Consider the following 16,469-nt stretch of genomic DNA (forward strand, 5'->3'; position numbering starts at 1 on the left):
ACCCTCCATGGAGGGGTTGCTCCGGCTGATGCGGCGGAGGATGCGCATGCGGCGGCTGACGTCGCCGCCCAGCCAGACCGAGGCGAGCACGACCAGCAGGGCCAGCAGCAGCAGCGGCGCGTTGGCGATCAGGTGGACCAGCTTTTCCTGCATCTGGTCGAGGGCGGCCGTGAACCGTTCGGAAAACGTGACGTGCGGGAGGGCAGGCTTGGGGATCATCGGGCGATCATCGTTCCTGGAGTGGGTGGAGTGGCGCGGGAATTGCGGTCAAATCCACCAGGCAAAGGCGAACAGGCCCAGCATCGCAAACGCCAGCGCGAAGCGGAGCACGATTCCGATCAGCAGGCCGATCCAGGTGCCGGCCCCGACCTTGGTGGCCTGGCCGATGGCCTCGGCGCGCAGGCTGCGCAGGACGAGCAGTTCACCGGCCAGAGCGCCGATGAACGGGCCCAGCAGCAGTCCGGGCAGGCCGAAAAACAGTCCGACCAAGGTGCCCAGCGCCGCGCCCCACATGGCCAGGCGGCTGGCGCCTACGCGCTTGGCGCCCTGCGCCGTGGCCCAGAAATCGAGGGCCATGGACAGCAGGGTCAATGCCGCCAGTACCGACAGCAGTCCCCAGCCGAGATGTCGGAAGCCATCGGCCCATGCCGCCAGAAGCATTCCCGCGAACATCAAAGGGACGCCGGGCAGCAGCGGCAGCAGGATCCCGACCAGGCCGACGAGAATCAGCAGGCCGGCCAGAACGTAGAGCAGGACGTGCCAATCCATCGAATCAACCCGTCGCCAATGGCCGGCGGAAACTCAGTCGCGGAAATCCCGGTGGCAGCCGCGGCAGGTTTCGCCCATGGACTTGACGGTCGCGCCGAACGCGGCGCAACTCAGCGGCGGGGTGGCGATGGCCTTGTCGGCGGCAGCGCGCATCGCCGCCGCCGCGCTGCGGAAGCGCTCGTCGTCGCGCAGGCCGGGGAAAGCGTCTTCGAGGTTGTCCGATGTCATCCGCAGCGCCTGCAGGTGCGGCAGCGCGTCGGTGGGGCTGCAGTGGTTCTGATCCAGCGACGCCTTCAGCCGTCCCATATGCCATTCCTGCACGTGCATCAGCGCATCGGGGAACGGATCCTGGCGCGCCTGCAGCGCCCGCAGGCCCATTACCGCGGCGATCACGCCGAGGATGAAGCCCAGGATCAGCAGGAACAGGTAGCGCCCGCCGCGGGACTTGGGGTGGGTGGAATCGTTCGACGCGGGATCGGGACTGGACATGGGCGCTCCGTGTGCAAGGTCGCGGGACAAGGGACGATCGGCGCGACCGGTGCGCGGTTGCGCCGCTCGATGACGGCAAGCGCGAGCTTACCAGCCCATGTGGTGGCCGCCATTGATGTCGAGGTTGGAGCCGGTGATCCAGCCGGCGCGTTCGTCGGCCAGGAAGCCGACGCCGAAGGCGATCTCCTCCGGAGTGCCGAGGCGGCCGGTGGGGATGTCGGCCACGATCTTGCCGCGCACTTCCTCGGGCACCGCCATCACCATGTCGGTGGCGATGTAGCCCGGCGAGATCGTGTTGACGGTGATCCCGTTGCGGGCGTTCTCGCGCGCCAGCGAGATGGTGAAGCCGTGCATGCCGGCCTTGGCGGCGGCGTAGTTGGCCTGGCCGTACTGGCCCTTGAGACCGTTGATCGAGCTGATCTGGATGATCCGCCCCCATTTGCGCTCGCGCATGCCCTCGATCACCGGCCGCGTGACGTTGAAGCAGGAGTTGAGGTTGGTGTTGATGACGTCGCGCCACTGGTCTTCCTTCATCCGGTGGAAGGTCCCGTCGCGGGTGATGCCGGCGTTGTTGACAAGAATTTCGATCGGGCCGAGTTTGGCCTCGACCTCCTTGACCATGTGCGCGGCGTCCTCGGCCGAGCTGACGTCGCCGTGGACGATCAGGACGTCGAACCCCTCGGCCCGCATCTGTTCCTGCCAGGCCTTGGCCTTGGCCTCGTTGCGGTAATTGGTGGCGACGCGATGCCCGTGCCGGGCCAGTTCCTTGACGATGGCGGTGCCGATGCCTCCGGTGCCGCCGGTGACCAATGCAACTCGTGATGTCATGTGCTGCTCCTTACGGTTGTCGTGCCGCTGTCAACCGTTCCATTCTAGGCATGCGACGCTGAATCCGCGTTGTGCGCTGCGGCGTGGGGCGCCTGGACGCTGGCAGGCACCCGATCCAGCCGGAAGCGGTCGAGCGCCTGCCGGAGAAAATCGCCGACGCTGCCGGCGTGCGGGAGCGGGGTCTGCCCGAGCCGTTCCCACACCAAGGCCAACGTCTCCAGCGGCCGTTCGGCATCGACCGGCAGCGCCGCCGAGGATTTCGACAGCTTGCGGCCCTTCTCGTCCAGCAGCAGCGGCAGGTGGGCGTAGCGCGGCGTCGGCAGGCCCAGCGCTTGCTGCAGAAGGACCTGGCGCGGGGTGGACTCGAGCAGGTCGGCGCCGCGCACGACCTCGGTGATTCCCTGCGCGGCGTCGTCCACGACCACCGCCAGCTGGTAGGCCCACAGGCCATCAGCCCGGCGCAGGACGAAATCGCCCACATCGACGTCGACGCGCTGGCAGATGGGCCCGCAGACGGCGTCATCGAAGGCGATTTCGCAATGTTCGGGAACCCGCAGGCGGATGGCGGGATCGGGGCGTTCGCCGCGGGCCACGCAGCGGCGATGGATGCCGCCGGCTGCGGCCAGGTCGCTGCGGCTGCAATGGCAGGTAAAGGCCTTGCCTGTCGCCAGCAGGCGGTCGAGGGCGTTCTGGTAGAGCGGGTCGCGCCGGCTCTGGTATTCGATCGTGCCGTCGTGGAGCAGGCCGAAGCGGGCGAGGGTTTGCAGCTGGTCGGCCGCCGCGCCGGGGCGCTCGCGTGGCGGATCGATGTCCTCGATCCGGACCAGCCATTGACCGCCGGCCTGGCGCGCAACCAGCCAGCTTCCCAGCGCAGCGAGCAGCGAACCGGCGTGCAGCGGTCCGGTGGGGGATGGGGCGAAGCGTCCGCGGCAGGCAGGCAGGGCGCTCATTCGCGCAATTTTCGGCGCAACCGCGCCCGCTTCAACTTTCGAAGTCGTAGTTCAGGTCCGGACCGGCCTGGGCGAGGAAATCGCCCTGCACGTAATCGACGCCGCTGGAGAACAGCGCGGTCATGCTGGCGGCGTCCTGCACCCCGTCGGCGATGCTCATGATCCCGAGGTCGCGGGCCTTGTGGGTGATTTCCTGGACCTTCTGCTGGTTGGTCGTGTTCTTGGCGAGGTCTTCCATGAAGATCGGATCGAGCTTGACGAACCCGGGCGTGAAGTGGGTCAGCAGCTGGAACGAATCCAGGCCTGCCCCGAAGCGTTCGAGCACGAGCTGGCAGCGGTGCTTTCCGAGTGCGCTGGTCAGCGTCTGGGTGTCGGCAAGGTTGGTGAACACGGTGGATTCCGGAACCTGAAGCAGCAGGCTGGAACCGTCGAGACCATGCTGCGCGAGCAGGCCTTCGATGAATCCCGGCAGGCCCTCGTCGGTCAACGACGCCTGGGTGATCCGCACCAGCAGCCGCACCGGCTTGGGGCTGTTGGCGCGCGCGGCGGCGACTTCGATCGCGCGCCCGATCGCCCATCGATCGATGTCGCCCAGCAGGCCGTGCTCCTCGGCGATCTGCAGGAAACTCATGTCGGTGACGCTTTCGCCGTTGTCGCCTTCCAGCCGCAGGAACGTTTCGTAGAGACCGCCGGGCGCGCCGAGCAGCGGGATCACCGGCTGGTAGTGGAACAGGAAGTGGTCGTTCTCCAGGGCATCGCGCAGGCGGTTCACCCAGGCCTGGATGCGTTCGGCCTCGGCGCGATCGATCGCGCCCGGGTCGAACACCTCGATCCGGTTGCCGCCGGTGCTGGCCGCCGATTGCATGCCGTGGCTGGCGCGGCTGAGCACCGGGCTGACGCTGGCCGTCTTTTCGCTGATCTGGACGCCGCCGATGCTGACCGAGAAGGTGCTCGAACCGTCGCCGACCGTGAACACCCGGGCCGGGAAGGCGGCCAGCAGACGATCCGCCAGCGCCTGGGTCTGGGCGTGGTCGCCCGGGGCCAGCACCGCGAAGCCGTGGTCGGAGAAGCGACCGAGCCGGATCCCGGTGTCTTCGTCCGGGTTGCCCAGGGTTTCGCGCAGGAGGTCGGCGATCGCCTTGAGCAACTGGTCGACGCTGTCCAGCCCGATGCCCTGCAGGGTGCGCTGCCAGCTGTCCGGTTCCAGCAGCAGGAAACCGTACTGCGCCTGGTTCTTGCCGGCATCGACGACGGCGTCTTCGAGATGCTTGAGGAAGGTTTGCCGGTTGAGCAATCCGGTGGCCTGGTCGCGTTCGCGCAGTCGCGCCAGTTCGCGTTCGAGTTCCGGGTCGGCTTCGACGGCCTGGTGCCGGAAGATGACCTGCAGGCAGGCTTCGCCCTGGTATTCGGCCGCCGAAAATTCCATCACGGCGGGAAACTCGCCGCCTTCGCTGTCCACCGCGGTGAGTTCGTATCGCGGCGGCGGCGCTTCGCCCTTGGAGAGCTTCTTGAGCAGGTCGCGGAACTCGCCGACGTTGGCGGGCGCCACCAGATCGAGCAGCGACATGCCCTCGATGTCGTCGAAGGACTCGAAGCCGAACATTTCCAGATAGGCCTGGTTGGCCCGGATGTGCATGCCTTCGTGGATGTAGGCGATGGGTTCGCGCGAGGAATCGATCAGCATGTCGCAGCGGCGCTGGGTCTCGCGCATCTGCGCCTCCAGCCGGCGCTGCGAGCGGCGGGCGTCGAGGTCGTTCCACTCGGTCATGACGTTCTTGAGGAACTGCTGCGGCCGCTCGCGCAGCGCAACCGCCTGCGCGCCCAGCGCCTGCACGTTTTCCAGGATGTCGTCCGTCACCCCGTCCAGCACCGCCAGCAGCGGCACGTCCTTGCCGCAGCCCATGACCATCTTGGCCACCTGTTCGAACGGCATGTGTTCGCAGGTGTAGTCGGCCAGGACCATGTCCACCGGCTGCTGCTGCGCCAGCGCCTGCGCCAGCTCGTCCAGCGATTCGGGCCGGATCGGGCGCACCGCGATCCCGGAATTGCGCAATCGGCTGACCATGGCCTCGGCGTCGTTGACCTGGTCGGTCACGATGATCAGTCGGAGGGCAACGTCCTTGGTGGTGGCCATGCGTCGGGGGACCGCGGCAGCAGTGGGGATGGGTGAAGGCTACATCATACGGCCGGCACCGTGTCCGCTGCAGCCAATACAAGCGGCGTCTTGCCCGGTTGTCCGGCGATTTCCCGCACCAGCCGCGGCACCAGATAACCGGGCAGCCGGGCCGCGATCGCGGCATGCAGTTCCAGCGCCCGCGCGTCGCCGACCTCGAAGTGCGCGGCGCCAGCGACGCGGTCGAGCTGGTGCAGGTAATAGGGCAGGACGCCGGCTTCGAAGCCGCGCTCGCACAGTGCGGCCAGCGCGTCGACGCCGTCGTTGACGCCGCGCAGGAGCACCGACTGGTTGAGCAGGACGACGCCGATGCCGCGCAGCTTCGCCATGGCGGCATCGACCGAATCATCGAACTCGTTGGCGTGGTTGGCGTGGACGACCAGCGTCGTCGGCCAGGGCAGGTCGCCCAGCCATTCCAGCAGGCCGCCGTCGACGCGCTCGGGCAGCACGATGGGCAGGCGGCTGTGGATGCGCAGGCGGCGAATGTGCGGCACGTCGCGCAGGGCGGCGGTCAGCTCGGCCAGCTTGTGGTCGGCCAGCGACAGGGGGTCGCCGCCGGACAGGATCACCTCGTGGATGGACGCATCTGCGGCGATCAGCGCCACCGCTTCGCGCCAACCGCCGGCCGCTGCGGTGTCCTCGGCATAAGGGTAGTGGCGGCGGAAGCAGTAGCGGCAGTTGACCGCGCAGCTGCCGGTGGCGATCAGCAGGGCGCGGCCGTTGTATTTCCGGATCACGCCATGGCCGCTGCGTGCGGCGGCATCGCCCACGGCATCCAGCCCGAAGCCGGGCACGATGCGTTCCTCGTCCAGGATCGGCAGCACCTGCCGCAGCAGCGGGTCGTGCGGGTCGCCGTGGCGCATCCGGGCGATGAACCCGCGCGGGGCGCGCAGCGGGAATTGCCGTACCGCCGCGTCGGAAATGCGCTTCGCCTGCGACTCAAGGCCGAGCATTGCCAGCAGTTCGCGCGGGTCGCGCACGGCCTGCCGCCACAGCGCTTGCCAGCGGGTTTCCAGCGCATGCTGCAATGGGGTTGGGGCAACGGGTATCATGTGCGACCGCTTCGGTACGCGGCGATGTTGTCGCGTTTCCCCCGATTCCCGCATTTTACATCCCACATTGCATGCCGCCCCGCTGGGCGGCCCCAAGGAGTTTCCATGGCCAGCCTGGGCATGAACGACGTGAAGGCCGGACAGAAGATCCTGGTCAACAACGAACCGTCCGTCATTACCGAAACCGATTACGTCAAGCCCGGCAAGGGTCAGGCGTTCACCCGCGTGCGCTATCGCCAGATCCGCACCGGGCGGGTGCAGGAAATTACCATGAAGTCCACCGACTCGGTGGAAGCGGCAGACGTGGTCGATACCGACATGCAGTATCTGTACAACGATGGCGAGTACTGGCATTTCATGAATCAGGAAACCTTCGAGCAGGTGCAGGCCGACAAGGCAGGCGTCGGCGATGCCGCCAAGTGGATCAAGGGCGAGGAAGACTGCGTCGTCACGCTGTTCAACGGCAACCCGATCCAGGTGACACCGCCGAATTTCGTCGAACTGAAGATCGTCGAGACCGATCCGGGCGTGAAGGGCGACACCGCCGGCACCGGCGGCAAGCCGGCCACGCTGGAAACCGGGGCGGTGGTACGGGTGCCTCTGTTCGTCGGCCAGGACGAGATCATCAAGGTCGATACCCGCAGCGGCGAATACGTTTCCCGCGTGAAGTGACGTCCCGACCCGCGCCCCGGCGCGGCTTAGCCGGAATGTCGTCCCCGCCCGCGCGGGGATCCAGCCTTTCGTGAAGGGAACCCCCATGACCGATTCCGCCACGCAGCCCTGCGACCTGCTGATCGAAGCCGGCTGGGTGGTGCCGGTCGTGCCGCACGGCGTGGTGTTCGAAGACCATGCCGTTGCCGTTTCCGGCGGGCGCATTCTCGCGGTGCTGCCGACCGCCGAGGCGCGCGCGCGCTTTGCGGCGAAAGACACGGTGTCCCGTCCGGATGCCGCGTTGATCCCCGGGCTGGTCAATGCCCACGTTCACAATCCGATGACCCTGCTGCGCGGCGTCGCCGACGACCTGCCGCTGAAAGTCTGGCTGCAGCAGCACATCTGGCCGATCGAAGGCGCCGTCCTGTCGCAGGGCTTCGTCGAGGACGGCGTGCTGCTGGCCATCGTCGAGATGCTGCGCGGCGGTACGACCTGCTGCAACGAGAACTACTTCTTCCCCGACGTGCAGGCGGCCACCTACGCCAAACACGGCTTCCGCGCCCTGGTCGGGTTGCCGGTGATCGATTTTCCAACCGCCTGGGCCGCCAGCGACGACGAATACTTCGAGCGCGCCGGTGCGATTCACGACCAGTGGAAAGGCGATGCGCTGGTGGCGACCGCCTTCGCCCCACATGCGCCCTACACGGTCGGCGACGCCAGCTTCGAGCGGATCCGGATGCTGGCCGACCAGCTCGACATTCCGGTCCACCTGCACCTGCACGAAACCGCGCAGGAAGTGGCCCAGTCGATCGAGAAGCACGGCCAGCGCCCGATCGCCCGCATCGACCGGCTGGGCCTGCTCAACGACCGCCTGATCGCGGTCCACATGACCCAGCTCACCGACGCGGAAATCGCGCTGTGCGCGCAGCGCGGCGTGAGCGTGGTGCACTGTCCGGAATCGAACCTCAAGCTGGCTTCCGGCTTCAGCCCGGTGTGCAAGCTGATCGCGGCCGGGGTGAACCTCGCCATCGGCACCGACGGCTGCGCTAGCAACAACGATCTGGACATGGTCGGCGAGACCCGCACTGCCGCGCTGCTGGCCAAGGCCGTGGCCGGGGATGCGGCCGGCTTTTCCGCGTTCGAGGCGCTGCGCGCGGCGACCCTCGGCGGCGCCAACGCGCTGGGGTTCGGCGACCGCGTCGGCAGCATCGAACCGGGCAAGCAGGCGGACCTGGCCTGCATCGACCTGTCGGCGCCGGAGACCCAGCCGCTGCACCATGTCGTATCGCAGCTGGTCTACGCGTCCAACCGCCGTCAGGTCAGCGACGTGTGGATCGCCGGTGTCCGCAAGCTCGATCGCGGCGAACTGGTCGGCATCGACGTGGATGCCGTGTTGGCCAGCGCCAGATCCTGGCGCGAGCGCATCGCGCAGGTGCGCCTGGCGTGAGCGAATCCGCAAGCGGAATGGGCCGGGGCGTTGCCGAAGGGGCGACACGCTTTCCGGCGCTGGCGCTGTTCGATCTCGACGGCACCTTGCTCGACAGCGCGCCTGACATGGTGGCCACGGTCAACCGCATGCGCGCCTCCCGCGGGCAGCCGCCGATGCCCTTGCCCGAGCTGCGTCCGCATGTTTCGAAAGGCTCGCGGGCGATGAGCGCGGCGGCCTTTCCCGAGTTGGACGGTGAGGTGCCGGATGTGCTGATCCGCGAATTCCTCGACACCTACGAACAGGAGCTGGGCAGGCACGGCGTGCCGTTCGACGGCGTGGAAGCGCTGCTGGCGACGATCGAAGCGTCGGGCAACCGCTGGGGTATTGTCACCAACAAACCCGAATACCTGGCCCGACAGGTGCTCGATGCGCTGGGCTGGGCCGGCCGCTGCGCGATCCTGATCGGCGGCGATAGCCTGCCGCGACGCAAGCCGGATCCGCTGCCGCTGCTGCATGCGGCGCAGACGCTGGGCGTTGCGATTGCCGATTGCGTGTATGTCGGCGACGATCAGCGCGACATCGATGCCGCCCGCGCTGCCGGAATGCGCAGCATCGTTGCGCTGTGGGGCTACCGCCCGGACGGCGACGATCCGGCCGGGTGGGGTGGCGATGCGATGGCAACTCGCGTCGACGATCTTCTGGACCCGGCGATCTGGGGATCGGGGGCATGAGCGACCCCGAGGAACTGCGGCATTTTTTCGACAAATGGCGCGCGCGCTGGCCGGACTGGCCGGTCGCCGAGGCCTTCGTTCCCGAGGCGCAGCGCGAAGTGGCGATGGCCTGGCTGGCGCTTCGCAGCGAACTGGCGGATGCGGCCTGGAGCGGTAGCGATCCAACCCCCGGCGCGGCCAAGCTGGGCTGGTGGGCGGAGGAACTGTTCGGCTGGGCGCAGGGGGCGCGCCGGCATCCGCTGGGGAGGGTGCTGCAGAAGCGGCCAGCGCCCTGGGAGGCGCTGGCGTCCGGGATACCGGCGCTGCGCTCCAGCCGCGTCCAGACCGGAGAACTGGCGCCTGCGGTCAAGGAACTGGAGCCGTTTGCCGAAGGACTGGCGCGGGTGTCTTCTGCCCTGTTCGAGGCGCGGCCAGTGGCATCCAGCTGGACCACCGCGATCGTGCTGCTGGGGGAGCGCGCCCTGCGCCAGCCGCCCAGCGGGACGCCGGGCGAACTCAGCGCACGCGGACTGCTGCTGCAGCCGCGCTTTGACGGATCAAGCCGGCCCGAGCGCATCCACGCCGCGCTGGTGCGTGCGCGACTGCAGCGGCTGATTGCAGGAAAACCGCCCGAGCCGGGGCACTGGCGTGCCCTGCTGACGGCCTGGCGCGCTGCGCGCGGGCAGGTGCAGGCATGACCGCATCGCGATTGAATTGATTTGGGCGAGCGCGGGAATTGGCCGAACGCAGCGTTGCGGTTTCGTCAAGCCGCGCATAGCCGAAGCCGGTAGAATGCCGCAATGCACAACGCTGTCCCGCAACCGCCGCTGCCCGATGTCGCCTTCGACGCGGTTCCGCTTGCGCGCCCGCTGGACTGGGTCGGCATGGACGGAATGGCCTTGCCGGTTCGGGTCGATGGCGCGGACGGGCTGCCGATGCAGGTGTCGGCGACGGTCGACGTCGCGGTCAACCTGCGCGATCCGGCGGCGCGCGGGATCCACATGTCGCGGCTGTATCTGCGGCTGCAGCAGTCGCTGTCCAGCGAAACCCTGGGCGCGCCGTCGCTGCGCCGGCTGCTGGATGCCTGCGTCAGTTCACAGAATGGGCTGGCCGACCGGGCGCGGCTGCGGCTGCGCTTCGATCGCCTGCTGCTGCGCAAGGCCTTGCGCAGCGACAACGCCGGCTGGAAGCGCTATCCGGTGGACATCGAGGCGGAGCTGGCCGAGGGCCACCTGCGGCTGACGCTCGGGTTCGCGGTCGAGTATTCCAGCACCTGTCCGGCGTCGGCCGCGCTTTCGCGGCAGGCCAACGCGCGGCATTTCGCCGAGACGTTTCCCGTGGAGCGGCCGCTGGATGCCGGTCGCGTGCGCGACTGGCTGGCTGGCGAATCGGGCATGATCGCCACCCCGCACGCCCAGCGCAGCCTGGCGCAGGTGCGCGTCGAACTGCGTCCGTCCTTTGACGAGTTGCCGCTGGAACCGCTGATCGACGCGTTGGAGGCCACGCTCGGCACGCCGGTGCAGACAGCGGTCAAGCGTGAGGACGAGCAGGCGTTCGCGCTGGCCAATGGCGCCAACCTGATGTTCTGCGAGGACGCGGCGCGGCGCATGGTGGCCGTGCTGGCCGCCGATCCCCGCGTCGCCGCATGGAGCGTGCGCGCCGCGCATCTGGAAAGCCTGCACCCGCACGATGCGGTGGCTTCGGCCAGCGGGCGGAATCCGCCGTAGGAGCGGCCCCTGGCCGCGATCCGGATTGCCGGGCTACTTGCGTTCCAGCACCAGCTGCGGATCAAGGCGCACGTCGAACCAGTTCATGCCCCAGTGCAGGTGCGGGCCGGTGGCGCGGCCGGTGGCGCCCACGGCGGCGATCGCGTCGCCCTGTCGAATCGCATCGCCCACTTTCACGTCGATGCGCGACAGGTGCAGGAACGTGCTGCTGATGCCGTGACCGTGATCGATCACCAGGGTGCCGCCGGTCAGATACAGGTCGGGCGCCGCGAAGATCACCACGCCCGACGCGGGCGCCTTGACCGGAGTGCCGCTGGCGACGGCGATGTCCATGCCGGAATGCGGCGCGCCAGGCTGGCCGTTGTAGCTGCGGGCGCGACCAAAGCGCCCGCTGATGCGGCCTTCGACCGGACGGATGAATTCCTGTGCGAATCCGGTTTCCTCGCCGTCACGCGTGCGCGTGGCGGCAACCGCCGCCTGCTCGCGTGCGATCCGCTCGGCGATGGCCTTGGGCGGATTCACCGTGGCCGGAGGCACGCCGCGCACGGCTTCGATCGGCCAGTCGCGCGGAGTGATCCGGATGCGGTGTTCGACCCAGCCGCCGGCCGGCTGTTTGACCCGCACCACCGCCTCGCCGCTGGCGTCGCGACCGATGCCGAAAACGAAGGTGCCGTAAGGCGTCACCTTCAGCGTGCGGCCGGAGTATTCGACGACGGCAGCCGGTGAGGTGTTGCCCAGCACCATGCTGCCCTGAGGCACCGAGGCGGGCAGGCGGGTGGGGCGCAGCGCATCGGCGGCGCCGCCGGTCGCCGGGCCGGTTTGCGCCGCGGGCGGGTTGACGGAGGCGGCCTGAGGGACCTGCTGCGCGCTGGCGCAGCCTGCGGCCAGCAGCGCCGCCAGCAGCCAGCCGCCCTTCATCGGTCGAACCGCAGGCGCTGTCCCTGCGGGCCGTTGACGAGCTTGCGGCCGTCCCAGACCTGGACGCCGTTGACCCAGGTCGAGGCGATGCGCGAGCGGAAGCGGTGGCCCTCGAACGGCGACCAGCCGCATTTGCTCAGCACGTCCTCGCGGCGCACGGTCAGAGGCGTGTCTTCCACCAGCACCAGGTCGGCCGCATAGCCTTCGCGCAGGAAGCCGCGCTGCGCCACGTCGAACAGCTGTGCCGGCGCGTGCGCGAACTTCTGCACCACCTGTGCCGTGGTCAGTTGGCCGTCGTGAACCAGATCCAGCGCCAGCAGCAGCGCGTACTGCACCAGCGGCAGGCCGCTCGGCGCTTCGGCGTAGGGCCGGGATTTTTCTTCCAGGGTGTGCGGCGCATGGTCGGTGGCCAGCACGTCGAGGCGATCTTCCGCCAGCCCGCGGAGGATCGCGGCGCGATCGGATGATTCCTTGATCGAAGGATTGCATTTGATCAGGTTGCCCAGACGCGCGTAGTCGGGGCGGGCGTAGAGCAGGAAATGCACGCAGGTTTCGCCGGTGATCCGCTTGCGGCTGCCGTCGGCGCGCAGGATCGGGCCGGGCTCGAACATCGCCACTTCGTCAGCGGTGCTGATGTGCAGGATGTGCAGGCGGGAGCCGTGCCTGCGCGCCAGCGACATCGCCAGCGTGCTCGATTTGACACAGGCTTCGCGCGAGCGGATGTCGGCGTGGCATTCCACCGGGATGTCGTCGCCGTACTTCGCCTTGAACCTGGCGAGGTTGGCGTCGATCGTCGGGGTGTCTTCGCAGTGGGTGATGATCGGCGTCGGCGCTTCGCGGAAAATGCCGTCGAGCGTGTCCGGATCGTTCACCAGCATGTTGCCGGTCGATGAGCCCATGAACACCTTGATGCCGGGCGCGGACCTCGGGTCGAGCGCGCGGATCGCGTCGAGGTTGTCGTTGCTGGCGCCCAGGTAGAAGCCATAGTTGCCCCAGGCGCGGCCGGAGGCGCGGCGGTATTTGTCCTCCAGCGCTGCGGCATCCAGAGTCGGCGGTTGGGTGTTGGGCATGTCCATGAAGCTGGTCAGGCCACCGGCGACCGCCGCCGCCGACTCGGTGGCGATGTCGGCCTTGTATTCCAGGCCGGGTTCGCGGAAATGCACCTGGTCGTCGATCATGCCGGGCAGCAGCCGGCGGCCGTTGGCGTCGATCACGGTTTCGCCGGGTCGGGCGGCAAGGCCGCTGCCGATTTGCGCAATCCGTTCGTCTTCGAAGCGCAGGTCGCCGTCGAATTCACGGCCCTCGTTCACCAGGCGGGCGTTGACGATCAGGGTGGAAGACATTGAGTATCCTTGTATTTTCGGGTTTGGTCCGGCAACGACGGGATGGCTGGGCAGGAGTCTGCGCAATGGCGGACGGAAGGCGCATTCAGGCGGGCGGTACCGGATCGTGCCCGCCCGGATGCAGCGGATGACAGCGCCCGATGCGGCGAATGGCGAGCCAGCTGCCCTTGAACACGCCAAAGCGCGCCAGTGCTTCCATGGCGTATTCGGAGCAGGTGGGCGCGAACCGGCAGTTCTGTCCCAGCAGCGGGCTGATCCAGCGTTTGTAGCCGCGCAGCAGGGCGATGAGGAGCTTGGCGATCACGAAGTTTGGCGATGGGCGGCGTGGCGTGGTTGCCGCCCCGTGCTGGGCAGGTTATAACAGCCCGCCTTACCGGCTCAAGGAAAACCAAGGAATCATCCGACGTGGCTGTGAAGAAACCTGCGAAAAAGACCAACCCCAAGGCCAAATCCACCAAGAAGGCGGTGAAGCCGGCCGCTGCGCGCAAGCCCGCGGTCAAGAAGCCCGCCGTGAAGAAGTCGGTGGTCGCGAAAAAAACGGCGCCCCCGAAGAAGGTCGCGAAAAAGGCGACGGGTGTTGTCAAGAAAGCCGTGGCCGCGGTGAAGAAGCTGGTGGCCGCCAAGAAGGTGGCGGCGAAGAAGCCGGTTGCGAAGAAGCCGGCCGTGAAGAAGACTTCGGTGAAAAAGCCGGCGCCGGCAAGGAAAGCCGTTGCGAAAAAAACGGCCGTCGCCAAAAAGGCCGGTCCGGCCAGGAAACCCGTGGTCGCCAAAAAACCGGTGCCCACCAAGAAACCGGCAGTGGCGAAGAAAACTGCGGTCTCCCAGAAACCGGCTCCGGCCGGCAAGAAAGCGGTTGCGACGCCGAAGAAGCAACCCGCTGCCAAGGCGCCAGCGCCGGTCAAGACAGCCAGCGTTCCGAAACAGCAGACTCCCGCCAAGCCGAAGGGACATGCGCCGACGCCGTCGGTCGTCGCGGCCACGCCCCGGATCCCGGGCAAGGTGGCCGTGGCCGTTCCCAAGTCGGCGGCGGCGCGTCCGACGCCCAAGGTCAAATACAAGGTCGTTGCCTATCGGACCGACGACGCCACCGGACGCCCGATCATTCCGAACGGGTACAAGCCGTCGCCGGACGAGGAATACATGAGCGCACTGCAGCTCGAGTATTTCCGCCAGCGCCTGCTCGACTGGCGCGCGAGTCTGGTCGAGGAGTCCAAGCAGACGATCGAGAACCTCAAGGAAGAGGTGCGCGACGTCGGCGACGAGGCCGAGCGCGCGACCCGCGAAACCGAAAATTCGCTGGAGCTGCGTACCCGCGACCGCTATCGGAAGCTGATCGGCAAGATCGACAGCACGCTCAAGCGGCTGGAGGCGGGCGAGTACGGCTTCTGCGTCGATACCGGCGAGGAAATCGGACTGGATCGCCTCGAGGCGCGGCTGACCGCGGAGCGCACTTTGGACGCGCAGGAGCGCTGGGAGCACATGCAGAAGCAGATGGGCGACTGAGCGTGACTGCGTCGGGATCACGGAAAGGGCGCCGATGGCGCCCTTTCCGTTGCTGAGGCCGGCAAGCGCCGGATTCCGGTTTCCCGCTACTGCAATTCCCGCAGATCCAGTCGCCGCAGCCTGGGGGCGAGCCTCGCGGTCGTCGTCACCACGCCCAGCGTGACGAAACCGCCGAGGATCATCGCCGGGACCAGTCCGAGCAGCTTCGCCATCACGCCATCGTAGAAGGCGCCCAATTCGTTGGAGGAGCTGACGAAGATGCCGTTGATCGAGGACACGCGGCCGCGCATGTCGTCGGGCGTCACCAGCTGCATGATGGTCGAGCGCATCACCACCGAGACCCCGTCGCACATGCCGTAGAACACCAGCAGCGCGCCCGACAGCCACAGGTTGCGCGACAGCGCGAAGGCGATCGTGCATAACCCGAAGCAGGCGACCGCCCACAGCAGGACCGGGCCGGCGTGGCGTTCCAGCGGATGCCGGGTCAGCCACAGCGCCACCAGGATCGAGCCGATCGCCGGTGCCGCCCGCAGGAAGCCGAACGCTTCGGCGCCGGCGTGCAGGATGTCCTTGGTGAACGCCGGCAGCATCGACACCGCGCCGCCGAGCAGGACCGAGAACATGTCCAGCGCCATCGCGCCGAGCATGATCTGGTTGCCGGCGACGAAGCGCGCGCCCTCGGCGATGCTGGCCAGCACCGGGCCGCGCTGCTGCTGCAGCGCCGGTTCGGTGACGCGCATCAGCAGCAGGGTGGCGGCGGCCGCCAGCGCCATCACGGTGGCCGAGCCGTAGGCGATCGATTTGCCCAGCGCTCCCACGATCAGGCCCCCAAGCGCCGGTCCGAGGATCAGCCCGGTCTGGAACACCACGCTGCCCATGCTGGCGCCGGTGGTGAACTGTTCGCGCCGCAGCACCCGCGCGAACAGGGCGTTGTAGACCGGCCCGAGGAAGGAGCGGCCGACGCCGCCGATGGCCACCGCCAGGTAGATCGGCCAGGTGCCGTGGGTGTGAAGCACGATGTTGCCGGCGACCAGCGCCAAGGCGGCGGCGTTGACCGCCAGCAGCAGGCAGGCGGCGGCGCCGAGTTTGCGACGCGGCAGGTGGTCGACCAGATAGCCGGAAAACGGTGCCACGCAGAAGTAGGGGATGACCTCGGCCAGGCCGACCAGTCCGAGCGACAGGGTGTCGTGGGTCAGCTCGTAGATGTGCCAGCCGACCGTCACCGACACCACCTGGTAGGACAGCAGGGTGCAGATGCGGTAAAGCATCAGCCAGCGGAAGCCGATGCTGCCCAGCGGCGAGGCGGGCCGGCTCATCCGGCGAGGGCGGACCGGGCGCGTTCGCGGATGAAATCCAGCAGTGCGGCCAACCCGTTGCTGCGGGTGGGCGACAGGTGCCTGGACAGCCCGATCGCGGCGATGTAATCGGGTTCGGTCGTGACGATCTCGTTCGCGCTGCGCCCGGAATAGACGCGCAGCGCGAGGTAGATCAGTCCGGAAACGATGACCGAATCGCTGATCGCATGGAAATCGAGGCGCTGCGCGTCGCCTTCCGCCACGATCCACACCAGCGACTGGCAGCCGTGCAGGCGGTGCTCCTCGGTTTTCCAGTCTTCGGGAAATTCCGGCAGCTTGTGGCCGAGATCGATCAGGTACTGGTAGCGCTCCGACCAGTCGCCGAAGAAGCCGAATTCGTCGGCAATGGCGGCTTGGGCTGCGGCGGCGGTGGGTTCCAGCGGGAAGGGGTTGTCGGTCATGAGGTTTGCGAAAGCGGGAAGGTTGCGAACGGTGACGTGATGACACGTTGTCCTGGCGGGTTTCGCGGCGGCCATCCGCGTCGGTCGCCCCCACGGGATCGCCGCTCAGGTTGCGCGTCCGGCTCCAATTCGCGGGCGCAGGCCATCCATGGCCTGCTCGATCCCGTGGGGG

At 68.0% G+C, this 16,469-nt stretch carries 18 protein-coding genes; 6 read left to right on the forward strand and 12 right to left on the reverse strand.

The genetic code is table 11. The features are described from left to right. The 7 genes from Q0X16_RS02505 to epmB all read right to left on the reverse strand — a co-directional run. The coding region (locus Q0X16_RS02505; RefSeq protein ID WP_297830290.1) for a hypothetical protein at positions 1–219 on the reverse strand (219 nt) is incomplete at its 3' end. Positions 220–267: 48 nt separating this feature from the next. Then, positions 268–768 (reverse strand): DUF456 domain-containing protein, encoded by a 501-nt coding sequence (locus tag Q0X16_RS02510; RefSeq protein WP_297830293.1) that lies wholly within the window; start codon positions 766–768, stop codon positions 268–270. Between the two features lie 33 nt (positions 769–801). Continuing rightward, positions 802–1,257, reverse strand: a complete 456-nt coding sequence (locus Q0X16_RS02515) for a cytochrome c (RefSeq protein ID WP_297830295.1) — start codon at positions 1,255–1,257, stop codon at positions 802–804. An 87-nt stretch (positions 1,258–1,344) separates the two neighbouring features. After that, the gene (phbB, locus tag Q0X16_RS02520) at positions 1,345–2,085 is read right to left on the reverse strand and encodes an acetoacetyl-CoA reductase (protein ID WP_297830297.1); all 741 of its coding nucleotides are present in this window, start codon (positions 2,083–2,085) and stop codon (positions 1,345–1,347) included. 44 nt (positions 2,086–2,129) lie between these two features. Further along, positions 2,130–3,035, reverse strand: a complete 906-nt coding sequence (gene gluQRS, locus Q0X16_RS02525; protein WP_297830299.1) for a tRNA glutamyl-Q(34) synthetase GluQRS — start codon at positions 3,033–3,035, stop codon at positions 2,130–2,132. Positions 3,036–3,066: 31 nt separating this feature from the next. Continuing rightward, the gene (locus tag Q0X16_RS02530; protein ID WP_297830301.1) at positions 3,067–5,169 is read right to left on the reverse strand and encodes an EAL domain-containing protein; all 2,103 of its coding nucleotides are present in this window, start codon (positions 5,167–5,169) and stop codon (positions 3,067–3,069) included. A gap of 44 nt (positions 5,170–5,213) precedes the next feature. Then, positions 5,214–6,260 carry an EF-P beta-lysylation protein EpmB gene (gene epmB / locus Q0X16_RS02535; protein WP_297830303.1) on the reverse strand — a complete coding sequence of 349 codons (1,047 nt, stop codon included), beginning with the start codon at positions 6,258–6,260 and terminating at the stop codon, positions 5,214–5,216. A gap of 105 nt (positions 6,261–6,365) precedes the next feature. Here epmB and efp point away from each other — a divergent pair, with 105 nt between their 5' ends. From efp to folE2, 5 genes are all read left to right on the forward strand, one after another. Next, positions 6,366–6,932 carry an elongation factor P gene (gene efp, locus Q0X16_RS02540; RefSeq protein ID WP_297830305.1) on the forward strand — a complete coding sequence of 189 codons (567 nt, stop codon included), beginning with the start codon at positions 6,366–6,368 and terminating at the stop codon, positions 6,930–6,932. A gap of 85 nt (positions 6,933–7,017) precedes the next feature. Next, complete coding sequence (locus Q0X16_RS02545) at positions 7,018–8,358, forward strand: TRZ/ATZ family hydrolase (protein ID WP_297830306.1); 1,341 nt, start codon at positions 7,018–7,020, stop codon at positions 8,356–8,358. Positions 8,359–8,375: 17 nt separating this feature from the next. Then, complete coding sequence (gene gph / locus Q0X16_RS02550; RefSeq protein ID WP_297830323.1) at positions 8,376–9,071, forward strand: phosphoglycolate phosphatase; 696 nt, start codon at positions 8,376–8,378, stop codon at positions 9,069–9,071. Next, positions 9,068–9,748, forward strand: coding sequence for a phytoene/squalene synthase family protein (locus Q0X16_RS02555; protein WP_297830308.1), 681 nt, complete (start codon positions 9,068–9,070; stop codon positions 9,746–9,748). The genes gph and Q0X16_RS02555 overlap by 4 nt, the downstream gene beginning before the upstream one ends. Before the next feature lie 102 nt (positions 9,749–9,850). Continuing rightward, positions 9,851–10,777, forward strand: coding sequence for a GTP cyclohydrolase FolE2 (gene folE2, locus Q0X16_RS02560; RefSeq protein ID WP_297830310.1), 927 nt, complete (start codon positions 9,851–9,853; stop codon positions 10,775–10,777). A gap of 33 nt (positions 10,778–10,810) precedes the next feature. On the opposite strand, the gene Q0X16_RS02565 is transcribed toward folE2, so the two are convergent. The 3 genes from Q0X16_RS02565 to yidD all read right to left on the reverse strand — a co-directional run bounded on the left by Q0X16_RS02565 (position 10,811) and on the right by yidD (position 13,342). Continuing rightward, positions 10,811–11,695 (reverse strand): M23 family metallopeptidase, encoded by an 885-nt coding sequence (locus Q0X16_RS02565; protein ID WP_297830312.1) that lies wholly within the window; start codon positions 11,693–11,695, stop codon positions 10,811–10,813. Next, positions 11,692–13,038, reverse strand: a complete 1,347-nt coding sequence (locus tag Q0X16_RS02570; RefSeq protein WP_297830314.1) for a dihydroorotase — start codon at positions 13,036–13,038, stop codon at positions 11,692–11,694. Before Q0X16_RS02570 ends, Q0X16_RS02565 begins: the two co-directional genes overlap by 4 nt. Positions 13,039–13,123: 85 nt before the next feature. Continuing rightward, on the reverse strand, positions 13,124–13,342 hold the full coding sequence (gene yidD / locus Q0X16_RS02575; RefSeq protein WP_297830315.1) for a membrane protein insertion efficiency factor YidD: 219 nt from the start codon (positions 13,340–13,342) through the stop codon (positions 13,124–13,126). A gap of 101 nt (positions 13,343–13,443) precedes the next feature. Between yidD and dksA the strand changes: the two genes are divergently transcribed. After that, the gene (dksA, locus tag Q0X16_RS02580; protein ID WP_297830317.1) at positions 13,444–14,541 is read left to right on the forward strand and encodes an RNA polymerase-binding protein DksA; all 1,098 of its coding nucleotides are present in this window, start codon (positions 13,444–13,446) and stop codon (positions 14,539–14,541) included. A gap of 86 nt (positions 14,542–14,627) precedes the next feature. Here the strand turns inward: dksA and Q0X16_RS02585 are convergent, their stop codons facing one another. Continuing rightward, positions 14,628–15,857 carry an MFS transporter gene (locus Q0X16_RS02585; protein ID WP_297830319.1) on the reverse strand — a complete coding sequence of 410 codons (1,230 nt, stop codon included), beginning with the start codon at positions 15,855–15,857 and terminating at the stop codon, positions 14,628–14,630. Beyond that, positions 15,854–16,297, reverse strand: a complete 444-nt coding sequence (locus tag Q0X16_RS02590; protein WP_297830321.1) for a SufE family protein — start codon at positions 16,295–16,297, stop codon at positions 15,854–15,856. The genes Q0X16_RS02585 and Q0X16_RS02590 overlap by 4 nt, the downstream gene beginning before the upstream one ends. Positions 16,298–16,469 lie beyond the last annotated feature (172 nt).

It is taken from the genome of Thermomonas sp. (genome assembly GCF_025993755.1).
Classification (GTDB): Bacteria; Pseudomonadota; Gammaproteobacteria; order Xanthomonadales; family Xanthomonadaceae; genus Thermomonas.